Annotated in this window: 13 protein-coding genes; all 13 read right to left on the reverse strand. The window is 68.6% G+C overall.

Annotation, left to right across the window (positions count from 1 at the left end):
* Positions 1–28: 28 nt before the first annotated feature.
* Complete coding sequence (locus HPY32_RS17710) at positions 29–229, reverse strand: DUF5988 family protein (RefSeq protein WP_067579750.1); 201 nt, start codon at positions 227–229, stop codon at positions 29–31.
* 312 nt (positions 230–541) lie between these two features.
* The gene (locus HPY32_RS17715) at positions 542–2,086 is read right to left on the reverse strand and encodes an acyl-CoA carboxylase subunit beta (RefSeq protein ID WP_067579748.1); all 1,545 of its coding nucleotides are present in this window, start codon (positions 2,084–2,086) and stop codon (positions 542–544) included.
* Positions 2,083–7,317 carry a polyketide synthase Pks13 gene (gene pks13, locus HPY32_RS17720; protein WP_067579746.1) on the reverse strand — a complete coding sequence of 1,745 codons (5,235 nt, stop codon included), beginning with the start codon at positions 7,315–7,317 and terminating at the stop codon, positions 2,083–2,085. Before pks13 ends, HPY32_RS17715 begins: the two co-directional genes overlap by 4 nt.
* A gap of 67 nt (positions 7,318–7,384) precedes the next feature.
* Positions 7,385–9,304 carry a long-chain-fatty-acid--AMP ligase FadD32 gene (gene fadD32 / locus HPY32_RS17725; protein ID WP_195143331.1) on the reverse strand — a complete coding sequence of 640 codons (1,920 nt, stop codon included), beginning with the start codon at positions 9,302–9,304 and terminating at the stop codon, positions 7,385–7,387.
* Between the two features lie 226 nt (positions 9,305–9,530).
* Entirely contained in the window at positions 9,531–10,547 is a 1,017-nt protein-coding gene (locus HPY32_RS17730) for an LLM class F420-dependent oxidoreductase (RefSeq protein ID WP_067579743.1), read from the reverse strand.
* Between the two features lie 155 nt (positions 10,548–10,702).
* Positions 10,703–11,638 (reverse strand): cutinase family protein, encoded by a 936-nt coding sequence (locus tag HPY32_RS17735; RefSeq protein ID WP_231951536.1) that lies wholly within the window; start codon positions 11,636–11,638, stop codon positions 10,703–10,705.
* A gap of 56 nt (positions 11,639–11,694) precedes the next feature.
* Positions 11,695–12,228 carry a DUF732 domain-containing protein gene (locus tag HPY32_RS17740; protein WP_067579741.1) on the reverse strand — a complete coding sequence of 178 codons (534 nt, stop codon included), beginning with the start codon at positions 12,226–12,228 and terminating at the stop codon, positions 11,695–11,697.
* Between the two features lie 101 nt (positions 12,229–12,329).
* Positions 12,330–14,174, reverse strand: coding sequence for an alpha/beta hydrolase-fold protein (locus HPY32_RS17745; RefSeq protein WP_067579740.1), 1,845 nt, complete (start codon positions 14,172–14,174; stop codon positions 12,330–12,332).
* Positions 14,175–14,406: 232 nt separating this feature from the next.
* On the reverse strand, positions 14,407–15,444 hold the full coding sequence (locus HPY32_RS17750) for an alpha/beta hydrolase (protein WP_082870709.1): 1,038 nt from the start codon (positions 15,442–15,444) through the stop codon (positions 14,407–14,409).
* A gap of 317 nt (positions 15,445–15,761) precedes the next feature.
* The gene (locus HPY32_RS17755) at positions 15,762–16,784 is read right to left on the reverse strand and encodes an alpha/beta hydrolase (RefSeq protein WP_373686637.1); all 1,023 of its coding nucleotides are present in this window, start codon (positions 16,782–16,784) and stop codon (positions 15,762–15,764) included.
* Positions 16,785–16,992: 208 nt separating this feature from the next.
* On the reverse strand, positions 16,993–18,012 hold the full coding sequence (locus tag HPY32_RS17760) for an alpha/beta hydrolase (protein WP_067579736.1): 1,020 nt from the start codon (positions 18,010–18,012) through the stop codon (positions 16,993–16,995).
* Between the two features lie 415 nt (positions 18,013–18,427).
* Positions 18,428–19,501: an alpha/beta hydrolase gene (locus tag HPY32_RS17765; RefSeq protein ID WP_067579734.1), complete on the reverse strand. Its 1,074-nt coding sequence runs from the start codon at positions 19,499–19,501 to the stop codon at positions 18,428–18,430.
* A 190-nt stretch (positions 19,502–19,691) separates the two neighbouring features.
* Positions 19,692–21,722, reverse strand: a complete 2,031-nt coding sequence (locus tag HPY32_RS17770) for an arabinofuranosyltransferase AftB family protein (protein WP_231951367.1) — start codon at positions 21,720–21,722, stop codon at positions 19,692–19,694.
* Positions 21,723–21,724: the final 2 nt, after the last annotated feature.

Below are 21,724 nucleotides of genomic sequence, written 5' to 3' on the forward strand. Positions count from 1 at the left end.
ATCGAGTATGCGGCGCCCGCTTCGGGTTTCAGCCCTCGATCCGTTCGAACCACTCGTAGACGGGCAGGCTGCCCTCGGCGGTTTCCTGCCAGCGTGGGGTCACCTTGAAGCGCTCGTAGCCGCCGTTGAACTGCACCCGCAATTCGATGCCGGGCGGCGTGATCCTGACGATCCGTTGCGGCAGGTCGACTGGCCCGCCCTCGAGTACGGCCTTCGGTGAGCTACCCATAGCTGAAGGCTCTCACACCCGGACCCATCGGCCGACCGATTCCGCGAAAGACACTCCGCGCGGGCAGTCACGCTGCGCACACCTGGTGTTGTCTTGGGGTTCACTTTCGGTCCCGGCCAAAAGCACGCCGGGACCAGGAATACGAACAGGCCGGGACCAGAGAAACGAGCACGCCGGGACCAGAGAAACGAACGCGCCGGGACCAGAGAAACGAGCACGCCGGGACCAGGGGGCGGCATGCCGGAACGGAGAAACGAACGCGGCGGGACCGGCCTTCTCATGATTCCGGCGTGCTTTTGGCCGGAATCTCGGCTACAGCGGGAGCAGGTGGTGTTTGCGGGGGTTGCGGTCGAGTTTCTTGTCGCGCAGGAGGTTCAGGGCGCGGCGGATTTCCAGGCGGGTCGAGGCGGGGGCGATGACGGCGTCGATGTAGCCGCGCTCGGCGGCGGGCCACGGGGTGGCGATGGTCGCGTTGTAGAAGTCGATCATCTGCTGCCGGACGGCCGCGCGCTGGTCCTCGGGGGCCGCCTCGATCTGCCGACGGCCGATCACGCTGACCGCGCTCTCCGCGCCCATGACCGCGATGCGGGCGGTCGGCCAGGCCAGATACGCGTCCGCGCCGAGCGCCTTGGAGCCCATGACCGCCCAGCCGCCGCCGTACGCCTTGCGCACGACGATGGTCACCTTCGGGACCGTGGCCTCCACGTAGGAGAACAGGAACCGGCCACCGCGCTTGATGACGCCGATCTTCTCCTGCTCCACACCGGGCAGGAAGCCGGGGGTGTCGACCACCAGCACCAGCGGGATCTCGAAGGCGTCGCACATCCGCACGAAATGGGCGGCCTTGTCGGAGGCCCGCGCGTCCAGGGCGCCCGCGTACATCATCGGCTGGTTGGCGACCACGCCGACGCTGCGGCCGTCGACCCGCGCGAAGCCGGTGATGATGTTCTGCCCGGACTGCGCGCCGATCTCGTGGAAATTGCCGTCGTCGAAGATGCGTAGCAGGATCTCGTGCATGTCGTAGGCGGCATTGTCGGAGTCCGGCACGATCGTGTCGAGCTCGCGATCGCTGTCGGTGAGCTCCGGTTCCAGCCCCGGGTTCACGATCGGCGCCTGCTCCTGGCAGCTGGACGGCAGGAAGCTCAGATAGTTCCGCACCCACTCGAACGCCGCCCGCTCGTCCTCGGCGACGTGGTGGATATTGCCGTACTCGGCCTGGCTGCGCGCGCCGCCCAGCTCCTCGAGGCTGACCTCCTCGCCGGTGACCTCGCGAATCACCTTGGGGCCGGTCACGAACATGTACGCCGCTTCCGTGGCCACCACGACGTCGGTATTGATCGGGGCGTACACCGCGCCGCCCGCACAGCTACCCAGGATCATCGAGATCTGCGGCACCATGCCGGACAGCGGCTCCATCCGCTTGCCCAGCTCGGCGTACCAGTTCAGCGAGGTCACCGCCTCCTGCACGCGCGCACCGCCGGAATCGTTGATGCCGACCACCGGGCAGCCGATCTTGGCGGCCAGTTCCAGCACCGCGGCCACCTTGCGGCCGAACATCTCGCCGACCGAACCGCCGTAGACGGTCTGATCGTGCGAGAACACGGCCACCGGGCGGCCCTCGACGAGGCCGTGGCCGGTGACCACGCCGTCGCCGTAGAGCGCGTCCTTGTCGCCCGGATTGCGCACCAGCGCACCGATTTCCACGAAGGTGCCCGGATCCAACAGCATGTCGATCCGCTCGCGGGCCGACGGAATTCCCTTGCGGGCCCGTTTGGCCACCCCCGCTTCACCCGCCGGCTCCTGCGCCAGTTCCAGTTTCTTCCGCAGGTCGGCGAGTTTCTCGGCGGTACTGCTCACTTCTCTCCCTTCGCGATCGCCGCCAGCTTCTGGGTGAGGTCGGCGCCGATCGTGGCGATGCGTGGTTCATCGATGATCTGGAGGTGATCACCCGGGATGTGGATGATCTCCAGATTCGGGATGTACTCATCCCAGCCGCCGTTGGGGCGGCGCGCGCCGTAGCGGGGCTCCAGCTCGATCGCACCGTCGTGATAGCGATCGGCAAGGTAGAGAACGACATTCCCGTCGTAGCGGGACGGCTGCATCTTCGCCAGTTCCTGGTGCTCGACCCACGAGGTGCGCTGGTGTTCGAGCACGCCGCCGGGAATCTTCGTCCCGGAGAACTTGATCAGCTCCATCACGATCTGCAGCTGCTCCTCGTCGCTGGCGGCGGCCAGTTCCTCGAGCTGTTCGCGATCCAGTTCACCGGCGATATTGAAGGTCTTCTTGGCGAATGCCTGGTATCGCTCGATCCGGCGGATCCGCTCTTCCGGGCTGTTGTCCTCCGGCTCGGCCGGAATCGCCAGATCGATGAGGCCGATCCAGCGAACATCGGCGCCCTCCTCCCGGAGCAGCTGCCCGACCTGCAGGGCCAGCACCGCGCCCAGCGACCAGCCGTAGAGCACGTACGGGCCCTCCGGCTGCACCTTGCGGATCTCGGGAAGGTACTGGCGCGCACGCTCTTCGATGGAGCCCTCGGTCCGCTCGAAGCCGTACATCGGGGTGTCGGCGGGCAGGCGCTTCAGCAGCGGCTCGTACACCAGCGTGTTGCCACCGGCCGGGTAGAACACCAGCACCGGCACCGCGTCCGAGCCCTCGACGGGTGCGCGCAGCGTCCGGATCAGGCCGTCGATGCTGGAGCCGCTGTCCTCGTAGCGCCGCACGATATCGGCCATCTGCTCGATGGTCTCGCAGTCGCGCAGTTCCTCGACATCGATCTCGGCGCCGACCCGCTCCGACAGCCGCTCGGCCAGCTTCTGCACGGTCGGATCGTCCAGGATCGGCAGGGTGTTGAAGATGCCGCCCGCGGACTTACCGGTGACGACCGCCCAGGTGCCGAAGGTGAGGCGCTCGGCCGCATCGCGCGGGGGGACATTGTCCTCGTCCGCGGCGGCCGCCTCCTCGACGGGCGTCGAATCATCCTGTGCCGCGGCCTGTTCGGCGACCTTCTCCTTGACCACCGCGGCCGGGTCCTGCCCCGACTCCATGGCCGCCCGGGCGGCGGCGACGAAGTTGTCGTCCACCGTCAGCGCGCCGCCCTCGGCGGCCTGCCGATCGGCGAGCTCGCGCACCTCGTCGCGATGCTCGATGGCATACCGCAGCACCTTGCCGACCTCGTGCAGGCTGGCGTCGCGCACGGCCTGCACCTGGAGGGACGGAATATCGAACTCGTACTCGACGCGATTCTTGATGCGCATCGCCATGAGCGAGTCCAGGCCCAGCTCCATGAGCGGGATCTCCATGGGGAGGTCCTCGACGGCGTAGCCCATGGACTCGGCGACGATGACGGCGAGGCGGTCTTCGACTGTTTGGGAGCTGTTGGGATCCCAACGGTCGCCGGAGGTCCCGGCCAAAAGCGTGCCGGGAACATTGGATGCGGGCGCGCCGGGAACATTGGATGTGGGCGTGCCGGGAACATTGGATGTGGGCGTGCCGGGAACGTCAGAGTCCGAAGTAGAAGTGCCAGGAGTCGCCACTCCCGATGCCCCATTCCCCTCGATTCCGGCGTGCTTTTGGCCGGAATCCCCCGTCACCACGGCCTCGAACAGCAGTCGGAAAGCGTTGTCCTCCTTGGCGTGCACCTGGACCGAGGCACCGCCGAGGTGTGGTGTCAGGGTGGTGGTGAGGGTGCCGGAGGCGGGCAGGGGGGAGTGGGCGACGGTCGCGCCGAGCGAGACGTCCGACAGCACCTGTGCGGCGGCGGCGTGCACCAGCGCGGCCGGGTCGGTGACGGCACCGGCCAGCACCTCCCAGGCGTGGCGGCCGTCCGGCAGCGCGACGTGCGCGCCCGGCACGACGCCGTTGCCGGAGCCGGTCCCGGCAGTGATATTGACCTTGGGCCAGTACTCCTTGCGCAGGAACGCGGTGCGCGGAATGTCGGCGTAGTCGCCGGCGGGCAGCAGCGAGGGCAGGTCGACCCGATGGCCCTGCACGTACAGCTGCGCCAGCGCCGAGATCAGGCCCGCGGACTCGTCCTCCTTGCGCTTGAGCGTCGGGATCAGCGCCGCGTCGTGCACGCCCGCCGCGAACGTGGTGCCCAGCACCTGCATCAGCGCAACGGAATTCGGCGACAGCTCCAGGTAGGTGGTGACGCCGCTGTCCACCGCCTGCCGCACCGCATTGGTGAAGTACACCGCGTGCCGCATATTGGTGACCCAGTAGTCCACGTCGTGCACCGGGGCATGGCCCGCGCGATACACCGCGGCCTTGTGCACGGTCGAGTACAGGTCCGCCCGCAGCGAACTCGGCTCGATCCCCGCCAGTTCCGCGGCCAGCTCGCCCAGCAGTGGATCGGTCTGCGAGGTGTGGCCCGCGCCGCGGGTCTGCAGCACGCGGGCGAACTTGCCCTCGGCCTCCGCGCGGGCCACGACCGCCTGCACCTGCTCCGGCGGGCCGCCGATGACGGTGTTGGTCGGCGCGGCGTACACCGCGACCTCGAGGTCCGGATAGTCCGCGAGCACGGCCTCGATATCCTCGGCGCTGTACTCGACCAGGGCCATATTGCGGACCTCGGCGTCGGACAGCATCTGCTCGCCCTCGCCCATGAGCCGCGACCGCGCGCAGATCACGCGCACCGCGTCCTCCAGGTTCAGGCCGCCCGAAATGTAGGCTCCCGCAACCTCACCCATGGAGTGACCGACCACGCCCTCCGGCTCGGCGCCGTGCGCGCGCAGCACCGCGGCCAGGCCCAGCTGGATGGTGAAGATGCCGACCTGCAACGTGCCCACGTCCCAGTCCTGGGCATCGTCGAGGAACATGCCGCGCACCGAGTAGCCGCCCTCGAACTGCACCAGCTCGTCGACCTGGTCGACGGTCCGGGCGAAGATCGAGTTCTCCAGGTACAGCTGCTTGCCCATCTTGCGGTGCTGCGCACCGAATCCGGCCATGACCCACATCGGACCCCGGGCGGCGGGGGCGTCGGCGGTGAACACGCCTTGCCCCGGCTTCCCGGCCGCGATGGCGCGCAGCCCGGCGATCGCCTCCTCGCGGGTGGTGGCCACCACCACGCCGCGCGACCGGCCGTGATTGCGCTTGGCCAGCGACCGCGCCACATCCGCCAACGGAACCTGCTGCCCCGCTTCGGATTCCAGCCAGTCGGCCAGATCGGCGGCGGCCCGGCGGCGCCGGGAGGGCAGGTAGGCCGAGACGGGCAGGATCACGGGCAGGGGCGCGGTGCGAGCGTCGGTCCATTCCGGAACGGACGGCTCCACCTCCGCGGTTCCGGCGAGCTCCGCCTCCGTGGTTCCGGCGAGCTCCACCTCTGTGGTTCCGGCGTGCTCTTGGCCGGAATCCCCCTCCGCCGCTTCCGTATCCGCCACGGCCGCATCGGAGACGACGGGGGTCGGCACGTACTCCTGGATGACCACGTGGGCGTTGGTGCCGCCGAAGCCGAAGCCGGAGACGCCGATGGTGGCGGTGCCGCTGTAGCGGGGGAATTCGGTGGGGGCGTCGACGACCTTCAGGTGGGCCTGGTCGAAGGGGATGTACGGGCTCGGGCCCGCGTAGTTGATGTTCGGCGGAATGACGTTGTGCTGCAACGACATGACCACCTTGGCGAGGCTGGCCGCGCCCGCGCCCGACTCCAGGTGACCGAAGTTGGTCTTGACCGACCCCAGCAGCGCGGGCCTGTCGGCATCGCGGCCGCGACCGACCACGCGACCGAGCGCATCGGCCTCGATGGGGTCGCCGATCGGGGTGCCGGTGCCGTGCGCCTCGATGTAGTCGACCGAGGACGGGAGAATGCCCGCATCGCGGTAGGCGCGGCGCAGCACATCGGCCTGGGCGTCGGGGTTCGGGGCGAGCAGGCCGTTGGAGCGACCGTCATTGTTGACCGCGGAGCCCTTGATGACCGCGTAGATCGTGTCGCCGTCACGCTCGGCATCGGCCAGGCGCTTGAGCACCACCATGCCGCCGCCCTCGGAGCGGACCATGCCGTCCGCATCGGACGAGAACGCCTTGATGTGACCGTCTTTCGCGACCGCGCCGCCACCGTCGAATCCGAGCGTCGCGAACGGAGCCAGCAGCATGTTGACGCCACCGGCGAGCGCGAGATCGGCGTCGCCGCTCCGCAGCGCCTGCACCGCACCGTGCACCGCGACCAGGGTCGACGAGCACGCGGTATCGACGGAGATGGAGGGGCCGCGGAAGTCGAAGAAATAGGACACGCGGTTGGGAATGATCGACGAGACGCTGCCCATGATGCCGTAGGCGGCAGCCGTCGCCGGGGTGTTCTCGTCGGGTGGGGTGCCCGCGGCCATGGCGGTGAGGAACATGAAGTCGTTGCTCGTCGAGCCGATGAAGACGCCGACCGGCTGACCCTTCAGACCACTGGCGGGAATTCGGGCGTGCTCCAACGCCTCCCAGGTCAGCTCCATCGCGAGCCGCTGCTGCGGATCGACACGCTCCACCTCGAGCGGAGACATGGCGAAGAACTCGGCGTCGAAGCCCTTGATCACGTCCTGATCGAGGTAGCCGCCCTTGGTGTTCGCCTTCTCGACCACCTCGGCGACCTGCGGCTCGGCGGTGAACTCCGACCAGCGTCCCTCGGGCCGCTCGCGAATCCCGTCTCCGCGATTGATCAGGAATTCCCAGGTGGATTCGGGCGTATCCCCCGCCCCCGGCAACCGCGTGGACAGACCCACGATCGCCACATCGTGCGCCTCGCCCGGCTGCCGTCCCGAGGTGTAGTACTCGTCATCCGTGGAGTCCTCCGGAATGTCCGGTTCTCCGTTGATGATTCGCTCGGCCAGCGACGCGATCGTCGGGTGCTGATACACGATCGTCGCGTTCAGCAGGACGCCGGTGACTTCCTCGATGTCACCGCCCAGGGCGATGGCATCCCGGGAGGCCAGCCCGAATTCCTCCATCGGGCGGTCCACCGTGATGTTCTCGATCGGCTGACCGGTCGCCTCGGCGACCCAGCGCCGCAGCCACTCACGCAGCTCGGCCACCGTCATATCGGTGCCTGGTGTTTCGGACCCCGCGGCGGCTTCGGTGGGGTCGGTGGTCTGGGTACCGTCGTTGTCAGCCATCAATTCCTCAAGCTACCTGGGTGTGGGGTTTACGCGACGGGGACTGACAGCCAGTGTCCCCGCTGAGTCACTCGTCGGGTGCATCGGGGAATGCCTGCTGCTGGTGTCCACCGCGCAGCGTGCCTTCCAGGTATTCGGCCTTGCAGGCGCGGCGGGCGATCTTGCCGCTGGAGGTGCGCGGAATCGAGCCCGCCGGGACCAACAGTACGTCGCGGGCGGTGACGCCGTGGCGGGCGGAGATCGCGCCGCGCACCGCGTCGGCGATCGGGCCCGGGTCGGCCTTGTGCGCGCCGGGTCCGCGTTCGGCCACGATCACCAGCTGCTCGGAGGAGTCGTCCGGGTCGTAGGTCAGGGCCGAGTGGCTGTCGGCGGCGAAGACCTCCGGGGGCAGCTGGTTGGCCGGGACCGAGAACGCGGCGATGAAGCCGGGCCGCAGCAGCTTGCTGGCCTCCTGCGCGGAGTACTCGAGGTCCTGGGGGTAGTGGTTGCGGCCGTCGACGATGACCAGGTCCTTGACGCGGCCGGTGATGTAGAGCTCGCCGTCGACGTACACGCCGTAGTCGCCGGTGCGCAGCCAGATGGCGTCGGGGTCGGTGCCCTCGGCGTGGCTGCCCTCGGGCAGGCGGTTGGGCAGCAGGTTCTTGAACGTGGTGCGGGTCTCGGCGTCGCGTCCCCAGTAGCCGATGCCGATGTTGTTGCCGTGCAGCCAGATCTCGCCGACCCGGCCCTCCGGCAGCTCGTGCGCGCCCTCGGGGGCGTCGATGGTGTCGGGGTCGACGATGGCCGCCCACTGCGACAGCGCGATGTAGCCGCAGCTGACCTGCGGGATGGAATTCGGGGTGCCCTGGGCGACCTTGACGATGCGCCCCGCGTTCAGTTCGGTGCGATCGACGTAGATGACCTTGGCCTCGTCCTCGTGCCGGGTCGCCGACACGAACAGGGTGGCCTCGGCCATGCCGTAGCACGGCTTGATGGCGGTCTTGGGCAGCCCGTAGGGGGCGAACGCCTCGTTGAACTTCTTCATCGAGGAGGTGGTCACCGGTTCGCTGCCGTTGATCAGGCCGATCACGTTCGACAGATCCAGCGACTCACCGTTTTTCGGCAGACCGCGCGCGGCCGCGTGCTCGAACGCGAAATTCGGTGCGGCGGCGAAGGTTCCGGCGCCGTCGGAGACCGCGGCCAGTTCCTTGATCCACCGGTACGGACGCCGCACGAACGCGCTGGGCGACATGATGGTGATGTACTTGCCGCCGATCGCGGGCAGGATCACGCACAGCAGGCCCATATCGTGGAACAGCGGCAGCCAGGTGACGCCGCGCGAGCTCCAGTCCAGGTTGATCGCGTTCACCATCTGCAGCAGGTTGGTGCCGACCGCGCGGTGGGTGATCTCCACGCCCGCGGGGGTGCGGGTCGAGCCGGAGGTGTACTGCAGGTACGCGATGTCGTCGACGGTGATGTCGGGGCGCACCCACGCCTCGCCGAGCGTGTCGGGCACCGCGTCCACGGCGATGATGCGCGGGCGCTGCGGGGCCGGAAGCGCGCGGAACAGCTGGCGCACCCCGGCGGCGGAGGAGCTCGCCGTCAGGATGGCCGAGGGCGCACTGTCGGCCAGCACCGCGTGCAGGCGGTCGGTGTGGCCGGGCTCGTCCGGGTCGAACAGCGGCACCGAGATGCACCCGGCGTAGATGGCGGCGAAGAAGGAGATGACGTAGTCCAGACCCTGCGGCGCCAGAATGGCCACCCGGTCGCCCGGCTTGGTCACCTGCTGCAGGCGAGCGGCCACCGCGCGCAGCCGAACACCGAACTCCTTCCAGGTCAGGTCCTGGTACTCGCCATCGCGCTCTCGCGAGTAGTCGATGTAGCGGTACGCAAGATCGTTGGCATCGTTGCGCGTGTGCTTCTCGACATAATCGACGAGGGTGCGGCCCTCGGGAATTCTGATGTTCCCGGTGTCGTCCAGGTAGTCGTCGAAAGTCTCGTCCGTCATTCCTTCTCCTCCGAGGCACACGCAGCACGGCGACATGGCCGCTGTTACCTGTGAGGCCCCGACTTCTCTTTCGCCCGCCGACGCTCTGTGGTGCGAGAGCATGCCTGCAGCTTGGTGGCGGTCTGCGCGGTGACCACCTATCGGCTAGATGTACTCAAACCAGAGACATGTTACAGAGCAGGCCCGGGCACGGTGTCCGGAGCGGCAACCGTGACATTCCTCCGGGTTACTCCTCCCGCAACAGCGGTATCACCGGTGCGAAGGCGTCCATCTGGGTCGGAAACACTCCGACATAGGACATCGATGTCAGTTGCCGCACGTTACGGATCTGGGCGGCGATCTCGTCGAATGTGCCGATCGCCACATACGGCGACGTCAGGATGTCCTCTACCGAAAGCCGCACATCCACTTCGAGATCCGGGTGTAACCCCTTCTCGATCGCGGACAACGCCATCTCGGCGGTGCGCTCCCGGTCGTCGGTGATCATCACGGCGGTGATGGTCCAGTTCAGCTCGATATCGGCAAATCGATCCCCGGCCGCCTCCTTGATCAGATTCACTTTCTCGATGGTCTTGTCGAGGGTGATGCCGGAGAGCAGACCCTTACCGTGCCGGGTGGTGACCGGAACCACAGAGATGATGTCGGCGTGTTTCGCGGCCAGCCGCAACATCTTCGGTCCGCCACCCCCGGTGGCCAGCGGCGGGCGCGGGCCCTGCCGCGGCCGCGGGGTGCCCTTGATACCGCGCACCCGGTAGTGCCTGCCCTCGAAGTGGCATTCCTGACCGCGCAGCAGCACGTCCAGGATGGTCAGCGCCTCGTCCAGTTTCTCCAGCCGCACACCCGGCGTCTCGTAAGCGATGCCCGCGGCGTCGAACTCGTCGGAGAGCCAGCCCGCGCCGACGCCGAGCTCCAGCCGCCCCCGCGACAGCACATCGATGGTGGCGGCGTCCTTGGCCAGCACCACCGGGTGCCGAAAACCGTTGGCCAGCACCGATGTTCCGATTCGGATGCGGTCGGTGGCCACCGCCAGCGCGCCGAGCGCGGCGATCGGGCCGACCTGCGGTCCGAGGTGATCGGGTATGGCGAAGGAGTCGTAGCCGTACTCCTCGGCCTGCTGCGCCAGCCTGATGAACCGGCGGGCGCCACCCTCCTGCGGATTTCCCTCGCCCGCCGCCGCGAACCGGAACGGCCGCGGGGCGGTACCCAGCGCGGTCGTGCCGGTCTCGGCGACGGCTTCTGTCATGGACCCTTGCTCCTGGCTGTGAGGAAACTGCTGCGACGCCGGAGGTCCGGGGTCCGGGCCGTCCGACGTCGCGATCAGAGGTGCACTTTACAGCCTGTGGAAGAAACCGAGTGGTCCTTGGGACAGACCATGGTTCCCGAGGCCGACAGGGGGATTTACGAGTGCGCCGGATGCGGCGCCTTGTCGATCAGCTGCTCGGCCCAGGCCGCGGTCCAGTTGGTGGCGGTGGTGCCGTCGGCGTTCACCCGGAACGAGGCGTAGAGGCTGTGCACCGGATTGCCGACCGCGTGCACCAGCGTCATCAGGCTGGGGACGATGTTGAACGGATTCAGCGCCTGTTTGGGTGCGTCGCAGATGAGGTCGCCGGGCGCGCAGATGGTGAAGGTGCGATCGGCGAGCGCCCCGAAGCCCGGCCGCGGGCCGGTCATGGTGATCCCGGGCACGTTCAGCCCGCGCAGCGCCACCTCGGCCCCCACGCCCGGCGGGCTCTGACCGATCTCGGTGGCCTGCCCGGGACCGCTGTCGCGGCGGCCGTCGGCGATGAGCGTGACGCCCAGCACCTGGTCGGCCGGGATCGGGCCCTTGCCCGCTCCGATGTCGGCGGCCACGTCGCCGCCGATCACCGCGCCCTGCGAGAAACCGGCGATCACATAGGTCGTCAGCGGGCAGTTCCGGTGCATCGTGGTGAGCTCGTCGACGGCGCGCCGGGTGCCCTCGGAACGGCTGTTGTTGTAGGACTGCTGGCCGTCCGGCGGCAGCGCGATCGGATTGGAGAACTGCGCCACGTACGGGACCGTGTAGACGTCCAGGCGGCTGTCCGGGAACTGCTGGCGCACCGGGTTGGTGATGCCCAGCATCAGCGAGTTCGGGTTGGCCGTCGGGTTGTGCGGGTCGTCGCCGCTGCTGGACTCCCAGGTGCCGGGAATCGCCAGCAGCTGCACGTCCGGGCAGGAGGCGGGCTGGGTGGTGGGCCTCGTCGGCCCGGGCGGGCCGGGCTTGGGCACGTGCAGCAGCCCGGCCAGCAGGTACCACAGCAGCACGATCACGGCGACGAGAACCGCGAGGATCGCGAGCACGGCCAGACAACCCACGCCCCGGCGCCGACCGGGGCGGCGGCCCCGGCCGGGGTAACCCGATCGCCGAATCGTCACTTGTTGCAGTAGGTCTGGGTCGCGGTGTCGATGTAGATCTTCCCGGCCTGCTCGACCGACATCTTGTTCGGATCGAAGGCGGGATCGGACCCGGCCATGGCGTTGACGTAGGTGGAGATCTCCTGATCGGAGGCGCCGCTGGCCTTGCCCTGGCAGACGTAGTTGGCGGCGGTCAGCGCGATGTCGGGGCTGGACGGGACGACGCCGCGCTTCTTCAGCTCGTCCAGGAACGCCTGATCCTTGGCCGACAGCGGCGGGTTGTCGGGCGCGGTCGCGGTGGGCTGCACCGGCTCCGGGCGCTCGGCCGCGGCGGACGTGGTCGGCGCGGCGGACGGCGGCTCGGGCACGGTCTGCTGGTCACCGCCGGGCGCGGCGGACGGGCTCTGCGCGGGCGGCACCGTGGCCGTCGCCGAGGTCGAGGTCTTCAGCGTCGGCTTGCTCGAGGCCGTCGAATCGTTGCCACCGCAGGCGGCGAGGAGGAGGACGGAGGCGATCGCCAGTGTCGCGCCGACTCCACGGGTCCGAAGCATGAATTCGTATCCTCGATCTTGTTCACGGGGTAGCGGTCGCCGTCCAGGCTAACCGCAACCCCACCGTCAGGGGCATCGCCCGCCGGAACCTCATCGACTTTTCAGAGACCGTGAATCTCCGGCTTACCGTCGCGGATCACCACGAATCCGGTCTGGAAGTTCTGCTGGACGCCGCCGGGCACCGCGAACTCGTCGCTGATGGGGTAGCCGAGCTTGCCGTTCTCGTAGCCCTGCTGGCCCCAGGCGTCCATGATCGGGCCGTTGCGTACCGCCCACGCGCCCGACAGCGGGCTCCAATAGACATTGCCGCCCTCGAACCTGCTGTAGCGGCCCGCATCGCGGGTGGGCTGCTCGTCGGTGGTCGGGAAGCCCAGCGGGCCGTTCTCGTAGCCGAGTTGCGCGTACTTGCCCAGGATCAGGCCGTTCACCCGGTGTGCGCCGGACTTCTCGGTGTAGTAGATCGGGCCGTTCTCGAAGCCCTGCACCACGCCGTCCTTGTTCGGGGTCTTGGCCTCGGGCCCCACCGGATACCCGGCCGGGCCGCGCTCGTAGCCCTGCCCGGCCCACGCGGCGAAGATGGCGCCGCGCACCACCTGGGCACCGGTCTGCGGGGTCCAGTAGATCGAGCCGTTCTGGAAGCTCTGGAAGCGGCCGCGGCCGTCGGGCAGCGGGCGCTCGTCGCCGTTGGGCAGGCCCAGCGGACCGCCCGGACCGACGACGCCCTGATAGGTACCGCCGATCATGCCCGCGACCGGATGCGCGCCAGTGGCCGACGACCACAGCACCCGCCCGCCGTGGAAGTCCTGCGCGGTGCCGCCGGTGACCTGGTACTCGCCGGTCACGCAGTCGCCGAGCCAGGTGGCGGCCCGCGCGGCGGCCGCGATCGCGCCGCCGGACTTGCACTGCGGCGCAGTCGCTTCCACGCCGAGCGCGGCCGCGGCCTGCGGCCAGGACTGGCGCATCTCGAAGTCCCAGTACGGCCACGAGTGCGTGCCGGAGGGCCGGTAGTTCGCCTGCACCGGGATGGACAGCTTGTTCAGCTTGCCGACGAAGTTCTGGGTCGTGAGCCGGGACAGGATCTCGAGGCCCATGCCCGCGTAGTTGGTGCTGATGCCGGGGATGTCGGAGGGCTTGTCGAAGGCGCCGGTGGTGCCGCTGCCCGCCGAGACATACAGGCTGACGCCCTTGAGCTTGTCGGCCAGCGCGAACGGGTCGTGCGCGGCCCAGTCGGGGCTGGTCGGCGGGCCCCACATCAGGTTGGCGTCGAAGCCGCCCGCGTCGCGCATCGCGAACATGATGGCCTGCGGCATGCCCAGCGTGGTGGTGGTGAGGAAGCCCGAGTACGAGGCCGCGTACCGGACCCAGCCGGGATTGCGTCCGGCCAGGAACATCGCGGCCGTGCCGCCCATCGAAAGGCCCTCGATGCCACGCACATTCGTGGCGCGCCACTGGCTCTCCAGCAGCGGCGGGAGCTCCTTGGTCAGGAACGTCTCCCACTTGTAGGTCCTGCCGTTGTCGGGCTTGGCCCAGTCGGAGTAGAAGCTGGACTCGCCGCCGATGGGCAGCACCACGGTGACGTTCTTGTCGGCGTAGAAGTCGACGGCGCCGGCGTCCTTGGTCCAGCCGCTCTCGTCGTCCTGGGCGCGCAGGCCGTCGAGCATGAACAGCAGCGGAAAACGGCTGTCGGGCCGGGTGTTCCAGTCGCGCGCGAGCAGCAGCTGCACCTGGACGGGCGTGGCCATGGACGGCGAATTAACCCACAGCGCGACCCGGCGGTCGGTCAGCCAGACCACCTTCTGCACGGTCGCCGGGGCGGCCGCCGCGGCCTCGGGGGCGGCGGGCGGCTGGGCGGCGGCGAGGGTGGTGGAAACGCCTGCGGCGAGCGGCAATACGAGAGCGGCCGCCAACGCCGATAACCACCGTCTGCCTGCTGCCTGTCCTGCCACCCGATTTTTGTACCTCGTAATGGCCGATTCACGCGGCAGGACGCGCGGTGCGGCGCGTTTAATCCCGTTTGTCGATACCCGCCCCCGACCGGCGGTAAACCTTCATCATGGTCGGCGGGTCCCTTGTCATCCCGGCATGCTTCGGGCCCCTTGTCATCCCGGCATGCTTTTAGCCGGGAACGGCGCCGGGCAGTTTCCTGCGCGGCGCCGGAGCGTCGGGTCTACCCGGGGACTAGCCCGCGTTCAGCGCGGCCAGGATGCCGGGGCGGGCCTTGCCCAGCTCGTCCTCCCAGTACTTCCAGGTGTGCGTGCCCGCGCCCGGGAAGTCGTAGGTGGCCGGAATGTTCAGCGAGTTCAGCCGCATCTGGAAGGTGCGCGAGCTGATCATCGAAATGGCCTCGATGCCCATGGCATTCGCGGTGTTGAACACGCCGACCGCGGAGTTCGGGTGGTCGTAGGGGCCCGGCAGGCCGCTCGACGCGGAGATGAACATCGGCAGGCCGCGCAGCTGCGGGGCGAACACCATCGGGTCCGAGCGCAGCCACTGCGGGCTCCACGGCGCCGCCATGGCGTCGACGTTGTAGCGACCGGCGTCGAGCATCATGACGCGGATGGCCTCGCGCATGCCCGGCGCGTTCCAGTTCAGCGGGCCGGAGAACGAGGCCACATACTTGAACTGGTCGCGGTGGAAGGCCGCCAGCCGCAGCGCGGCCGGGCCGCTCATCGACAGGCCCGCGACGGCGTAGTTGGTGCGGGACACGCCGTAGTTGGCCAGAAAGTCCGGAAGTTCCTTGGTCAGGAACGTTTCCCACTTGTAGGTGAACTTCTGACCGTTGGTGTTGCTGGGGCCCTGCCAGTCGGCGTACCAGCTGGACTGGCCGCCCACCGGCATGACCAGGGTGACGTTGTCGTTGCCGAACATGCCCTGCGCGTTGGTCTCGAACGACCACGCGTTGCGGTCGTCGCGGGCGCGTAGGCCGTCGAGCAGCAGCAGCGCGGCGTTACCGCCGTTGCGCGCCCACTGGACCTGAACCTTCACCGGCCCCATCTCCGAGGGGACCATCAGCTCTTCGTAGCCGCCGGCGGGAGTGCGGTGCACCGGGCTCGCGACCGGGGACGCCGAGGCAACAACCGGGATCGCCGCACCCACTGCGATCGGAAGAGCCAGGGCCGCGGCACCAACCGCGAGAAGTCGTGCGCGCCAACCGAGCTGAGCATTTCGCCGTCCTGACGTGGCTCTCTCCGGCGCGGCGGACCTGCCGAAACGCATGGATACTGCTCTCTTTCTGCTGCTCTAGTCTGCTGTTGTAGCCCGCGTCGCGCGACGGCAGGACGCCGACGGCGACACGATCAGCACCCACCTCGGACCCCGACTTCCGATGTGAGCGACCGCGCGTCTACGAACTGGTCACACTTGCGCTCGCTGGACGATATTCCACCGACCAATGGTTAGCAAGACGGTACGTACCCCGTGGCCGAAATCCGCCCGTGTGCCTTTCGTAATCGTGCGGTTACCCTATCGCGTCCGCGCATTGATGTCAGGACGAAGGGTCGAATTCCGTTCGGCCGTGGCGGCTTTCACGCGGGCTACCCGAGGTTGGCACTGAGGTCCGGCAACATCTTGTAGACCTCGTCGGTCCAGTAATGCCAGAAGTGCACACCCACCGGTGGGTAATCGAACACCGCGTTACCGGGACCGAAACTGTTCCAGCGGGCCTGGAAGGTGCGGGCATTGGCGAGCGCCACCGTCTCCAGCACCGACGCATTGGTCAGGTGGTAGGCGTCGACCACGGTGCGCAGCGGATCCGCGGGTCCGGGCTGCCCGTTGCCGCTGGAGATCCACAGCCGAGTGCCGTTGTCGTGCAACAGCCGTGCGGCGACGGTGGGATCGTTGCGCTGCCAGCGCGGATCCCACGGCGGACCCCACATCGCGTCGATATTGAACCGGCCCGCGTCCAGCAGTGCCGCCCGCAATGCCTCCCGCATCCCCGGACCCGACGGGTTGAGATATCCGGAATAGGAAGCGGCGTAACGGAATTGATCCGGGTGATAGGCCGCCAGCGTGAGCGCCGCGCCGCCGCCCATGGACAATCCGAACACGCCGTTGCCGACCGGATCGAAACCGAGCCGATCGTGCAGCGCGTCCCGCAGATCCCGGGTCAGGAAGGTCTCCCAGGCGTAGGCCCGGGTCTGGCCGTTGGTATTGCTGGGCGCGGCCCAATCGGAATAGAAGCTGGACTGCCCGCCCACCGGCATCACCACATTGATGTTCCACAGCGGCAGCACCCGGGAGATGTCGGTGTCGATTTCCCAGCCGGACAGGTCGTTTCGCGCCCGCAGGCCGTCGAGCGCGTAGACCACGCGCCGGGTGTTGCCGTCGGCGGCCCGGAAGATTCGGGACTTGATCGGGCCCATGCTGGAATCGACCCAGAAATCCATTCCGGACGGGTCGAATGCCGCCGCTGCCGGGGCGGCGCCGAGCGCGGTCGCGAGCGGAATCGCCAGCGCCAGCGCCATTCCGGCCATCGATCGCCACAGCCCGCGCCGCGCCCGGGTACCGCCGGATCCCCGGCGTTCGGCAACCGCTCCGCACACACTGACAGACCGCATCGACGTCGACCTTTCGCTCGGGTGGGCGGGACCGATCGCACCTCGTGTGCCCTGAATTTTCATATGCCCGCCGGTCGAATTCGCCTGGGCCGAAACACCCTCCGAGATCAAATCGTGACATAAGCTGCGAATTTGCTGTATTCGAGCGGATAAAAACGGCAATCGCCCCGGGGCGAAAGTGCCCCGGGGCGATGGTGATTCGAAAGGGTCAGCCGATATTGGCCGACATGTCGGGAATCATTCGGTATGCCTCGTCCTGCCAGTTGAACCAGTCGTGCACGCCCACGGCCGGGAAGGAGTAGACCACGTTGCGCGCACCCAGGCTGTCCATACGGAGCTGGAAGGCCCGGGTGTTGGCCAGCGCCAACGCCTCCAGCGGCGTGCCGCGCACGATGTGGTCGGCGGCCGCGGCGGGCGGCAGCGCCCAGTCCTCCGGCGAGGGCAGGCCGCTGCCCGCGGCGATCCACATCCGGGTGTTGTTGGCGATCAGCCGCGGCGCGAACACGAACGGATCCATCCGCAGCCACTGCGGGCCCCACGGCGGCGCCATCGAGTCCACGTTGTAGCCGCCCGCGTCGATCATGGCCGCGCGGATGGCCTCCCGCATGCCGGGCGCGGAGTTGTTGAGGTAGCCGGAGAACGACCCCGCGAAGCTGAACATGTCCGGGTGGTAGGCCGCCAGCGTGAGCGCGGCGCTGCCGCCCATGGACAGGCCGAACACGCCCATCCGATCGGTCCGGAAGCCGAGCCGGTCGCGCAGCGCGTCCCGCAGCTGGGAGGTCAGGAAGGTCTCCCAGTCGTAGCGGTAGCTCTTGCCGGGACCGCCGAGGAACGCCTCGGTCGCGCCCGAGCCGGTCGACGACCCCAGGTTGGTCGGCCCGACGCCGAAGAACGAGCTCGGCGTGTTCCAGTCGGCGTAGAAGCTGGACTGCCCGCCGACGGGCATGATCACGTTGATGTTCCAGCTCGCCAGCACCTCGGCGACATTGGTCTCGATCTCCCAGCCGTTGAGATCCTGCCGGGCCCGCAGCCCGTCCAGCGCGTAGACCACGCGGTCGGTGTTGCCGTCGGCGGCCCGCAGGATGCGGGACTTGATCGGGCCCATCACCGGGGAGTCGACCCAGAAGTCGAAGGCGGCGGGGTCGAAGGCGGCGCGCGCCGGGGCGGCCCCGCCACCCCAGACGCCCACGCCGGCGGGCACCGCCACGGCGAGGGCCAGGGCAACCATGGCGCGCCGCCACCACGACCCTGATGAACGCCCGGCCGTCGCGGGTCGGTACGGGCTCAGCTTCCTGCCTGCAAATCGCATCGAGGATCGACCTTTCACTCGAGCGATCGGCCCGCGTACCCCGCGTCGCGCCGCCGATCCCTCACTTCGGACAACACAGACAAACCTCCGGCGCCCGAGACTCGCCGGTGACTGCACATTCTTCGATACCAATCGAGTATCGCGGACGCGGTGTTGCAGTTATGTGATTTATGTCTGATGTCATCCGAATAGTGATCTGTACCATCCAGCAACCGGGACAATCGCGGTTGCTGCGGCAGATTCCCGGCGAGTGGCAAACAGTCAGCTATAGACAGCGGCGAGCCCCGCGGGGCGCTGCCGCCGCGGGGCTCGATGCCTGGGGAACCTGCCCGGATCAGCCGATATTGGCCGACAGGTCGGGCAGCATGCGGTAGACCTCGTCCTCCCAGTACCGCCAGTTGTGCACGCCGACGTTCGGGAAGTCGTAGGTGACATTGCCCGCGCCGAGGGTCATCATGCGCACCTGGAAGGCGCGGGTGTTGGCCAGCGCCAAGGTCTCCAGGCCCATCGCGTTGAGCGTGTTGAAGTTCGGGCCGTCGGTCGGGCCGGGCAGGCCGCTACCGGCGGAGATCCACAGCCGGGTGTTGTTGGCCTTGAGCCGCGGCGCGAACACGAACGGGTCCATGTACAGCCACTTCGGGCCCCACGGCGGCGCCATCGAGTCGATGTTGTAGCCGCCCGCGTCGATCATGGCCACGCGCAGCGCCTCGCGCATGCCGGGCGCGGAGACGTTCAGGTAGCCGGAGTAGGAACCGGCGTAGCTGAACTGGTCCGGGTGATAGGCGGCCAGGGTCAGGGCCGCGCTGCCGCCCATCGACAGGCCGAACACGCCGTTGCGGCTGGGGTTGAAGCCCAGCCGATCGTGCAGCGCGTTGCGCAGGTCGCGGGTGAGGAAGGTTTCCCAGTCGTAGCGGTAGCTCTTGCCCGGACCGCTGGCCAGCACCTGGAACGCGCCCGAGCCCGACGAGGAGCCCGAGGACGAGCCGGAGATGGGCGGCAGGCCGAGGAAGGAGCTGGCCGAGTTCCAGTCGGCGTAGAAGCTGGACTGGCCGCCGACCGGCATCACCACATTGATGTTCGCCTTGGTGAGCGCGTCGGCGATATTGGTCTCGATCTCCCAGCCGCTGATGTCCTGCCGGGCCCGCATGCCGTCGAGCGCGTACACGACGCGGTCGGTGTTGCCGTCGGCGGCGCGGAAGACGCGGGACTTGATCGGGCCCATGACGGGTGAGTCGACCCAGAAGTCCATGCCGCTGGGGTTGAATGCGGCCGCCGCGGTGCCGGACTCGATCACCGAGACGCCGAGCGGTAGCAGCGTCGCCAACGCGACCCCCAGCACCGATCGCCGGAGCCAACCGGCACGTCTCGGACGTTGGTCCTGCGCCCTGCGCACAGTCACGCCTCGCATATTCTGTTCGGCCTTTCCTTTGTGCGGCCGGGCTCGGCCGCTTCTTGCGGATGACAGTCCCCGCGCATGCAGAGATCCGGATGCGCCCCCGACGGACGTGCTCATGGGAGCCTATCGCGTCATCGATAGCGAGACGTTACCAAATCGAGACGAAGTGACCTGCACCGCCCGATTCACAGCTCGCCGTTATCTAATTCGGAGCCGGTGGCCGGGTCGGATCGACCAGATGGCAGCGCTGGATCTCGTACCTGGGCACCCGGTCGATGCGGTACTTCGCGAAGTGGAACGCCTGCAGCAGGTTGTGCCGGAAGCGCGCCCGGGTCAGCGGGGCCCGCGAGGAGGCCAGCAGCGCCTGGGTGTCCGGGCAGCTCAGCGCCGTGCGCGCCTGCTGGACCCACTTCTCGTCGAGGAAGGGGGGCATCCATGGATGCTGGTCGACCATGCCGGTGTCGACGAGCACCCAGTCCGAGTAGAGGTTCTTGTCGTGGCCGATGCGGCCGTCGACGAGGCGGTCGGTATGTGCCGCTAACGGATATGCCAAGCCCTCTTGATCGATGACGCGCACATCGAGCGGCACGTTCATGCTCGTCATGCCGAGGTTCAGGAAGTACACGGTGTGCTCGTACCCGCCCGGCGGGATGGGCAGCGGCGGCGGGGCGAGGTACCAGCTCATGAACGACGGCGAGCTCAGCAGCAGGCCGCCGTCGGGGGTGTGCTCGATGTCGCGGACCATCGCGCGCATGCGCGGGTAGTCGAGGTAGTCCTCGGCCAGGATCGGATGCGAGTGCCCGCTGTTGAGCACGTAGTAGACCCGCTCGTCCACGATGCCGCTGGCGGTGATGGTCGAACCGGCATCCGGCGAATCCTGATCGGCGGCGAACAGCGCCCACCCGACCGTGGCCGCCCAGGCGACGAGCGGGAGGGCCAGGGACCACTGCCATTCCCGGCCAAAAGCATGCCGGGATGACGATGAGCCGACCTGGCGGGATGACGATGAGTCGGCCTGGCGGGACGGAAGGCGCACGGGGAGAACCGAAACCGGGAGCAGCAGGCAGAACAGTTGCGGGAGGAGCATGCGGCCGTGCATGAAGTCGCCGCCGACGCGGACGTTGAAGATGATCAGCAGCACGGCGGAGACGAGGATCAGCGCCACCACGGCGGCGGGGGTGCGCAGCCGAATCTGTAGGCGGCGCAGGCGATCACGGGTGGACTTGTCGTCCGCGGACTCCCCGTCCGCGGCAGCCGGGACGTCCGCGCGCAACGACGCGGCCCGCCGCGAGCGCAGCACCAGTGCCGCGACCACGACCAGCACCAGCAGCGGCACCCAGAGGTAGTACGGCCCGACCAGGTCCCACAGGTAGGTGAAGCCCTGTGACCACTTTGCGCCACCGGCTTCCTTGGCCACGGCGGTATTCGGATAGGGCAGGCCGTAATAGCCCATGCGCCAGATCTGGTACCCCACCGGTACCAGGCCGCCCGCGGCAACGAGCAAGGCGCGCAGCACGATCGGGTGCAGCCGCGACCGCGGCACGGGCGCGCAGAAGATCATGACCAGGGCCAGGCCGCCGACGATGGTCATCTCCGGCCGCACCACCCAGCACAGCCCGGCCCAGAACGCCAGGGCCGCAAGGCTTGCCGGGCGCGGCCGCTCGGCCTGGCTCCAGCGGATCAGCAGGTACCACAGCACGCCCAGCCAGAAGATGACCAGGCAGTTCTCCAGGCCGGAGGTGGCGTAGTCGCGGGCCGGGGGCACCGCGATGTAGACCAGCGCACCGGCGGGCAGCAGCAGCTGCGCGGCGGAGCCGCCCCACAGCCGGGCCGCGCCGAGCATGGCGAACACGACGGCGAGCAGCGAAAGCGTCAGCGCCACCGCCAGACTCACGTACTCCAGCCGGGCGTGGCTGACCCAGCTGAAGAAATAGATCACATACGTCCACGCGGCGCTGGTGTTGGTCTCCACCCGATCGCCCGCGTTGAAGACGGGTCCGTTCCCGGCCAGCAGGTTGCGCACGGTGCGCAACACGATCAGGCCGTCGTCGGCGATCCAGCGGCGTTGCCACGCCCCGACCGCGAACAGCACCACGGTGAGCGTCACCCCACCGACGAATGTGGCGCGGGACAGCAGCGCGAAGCGGCGCGTGGCCAGGGCCGCGCGCCGGGCTGCGCCGACCGGTAGCGCCGTCGTCGGCGTCCGATCCTCCGGCTCGTCCCCCGCTAACATCT

It is taken from the genome of Nocardia terpenica, from assembly GCF_013186535.1.
GTDB lineage: Bacteria > Actinomycetota > Actinomycetes > Mycobacteriales > Mycobacteriaceae > Nocardia > Nocardia terpenica.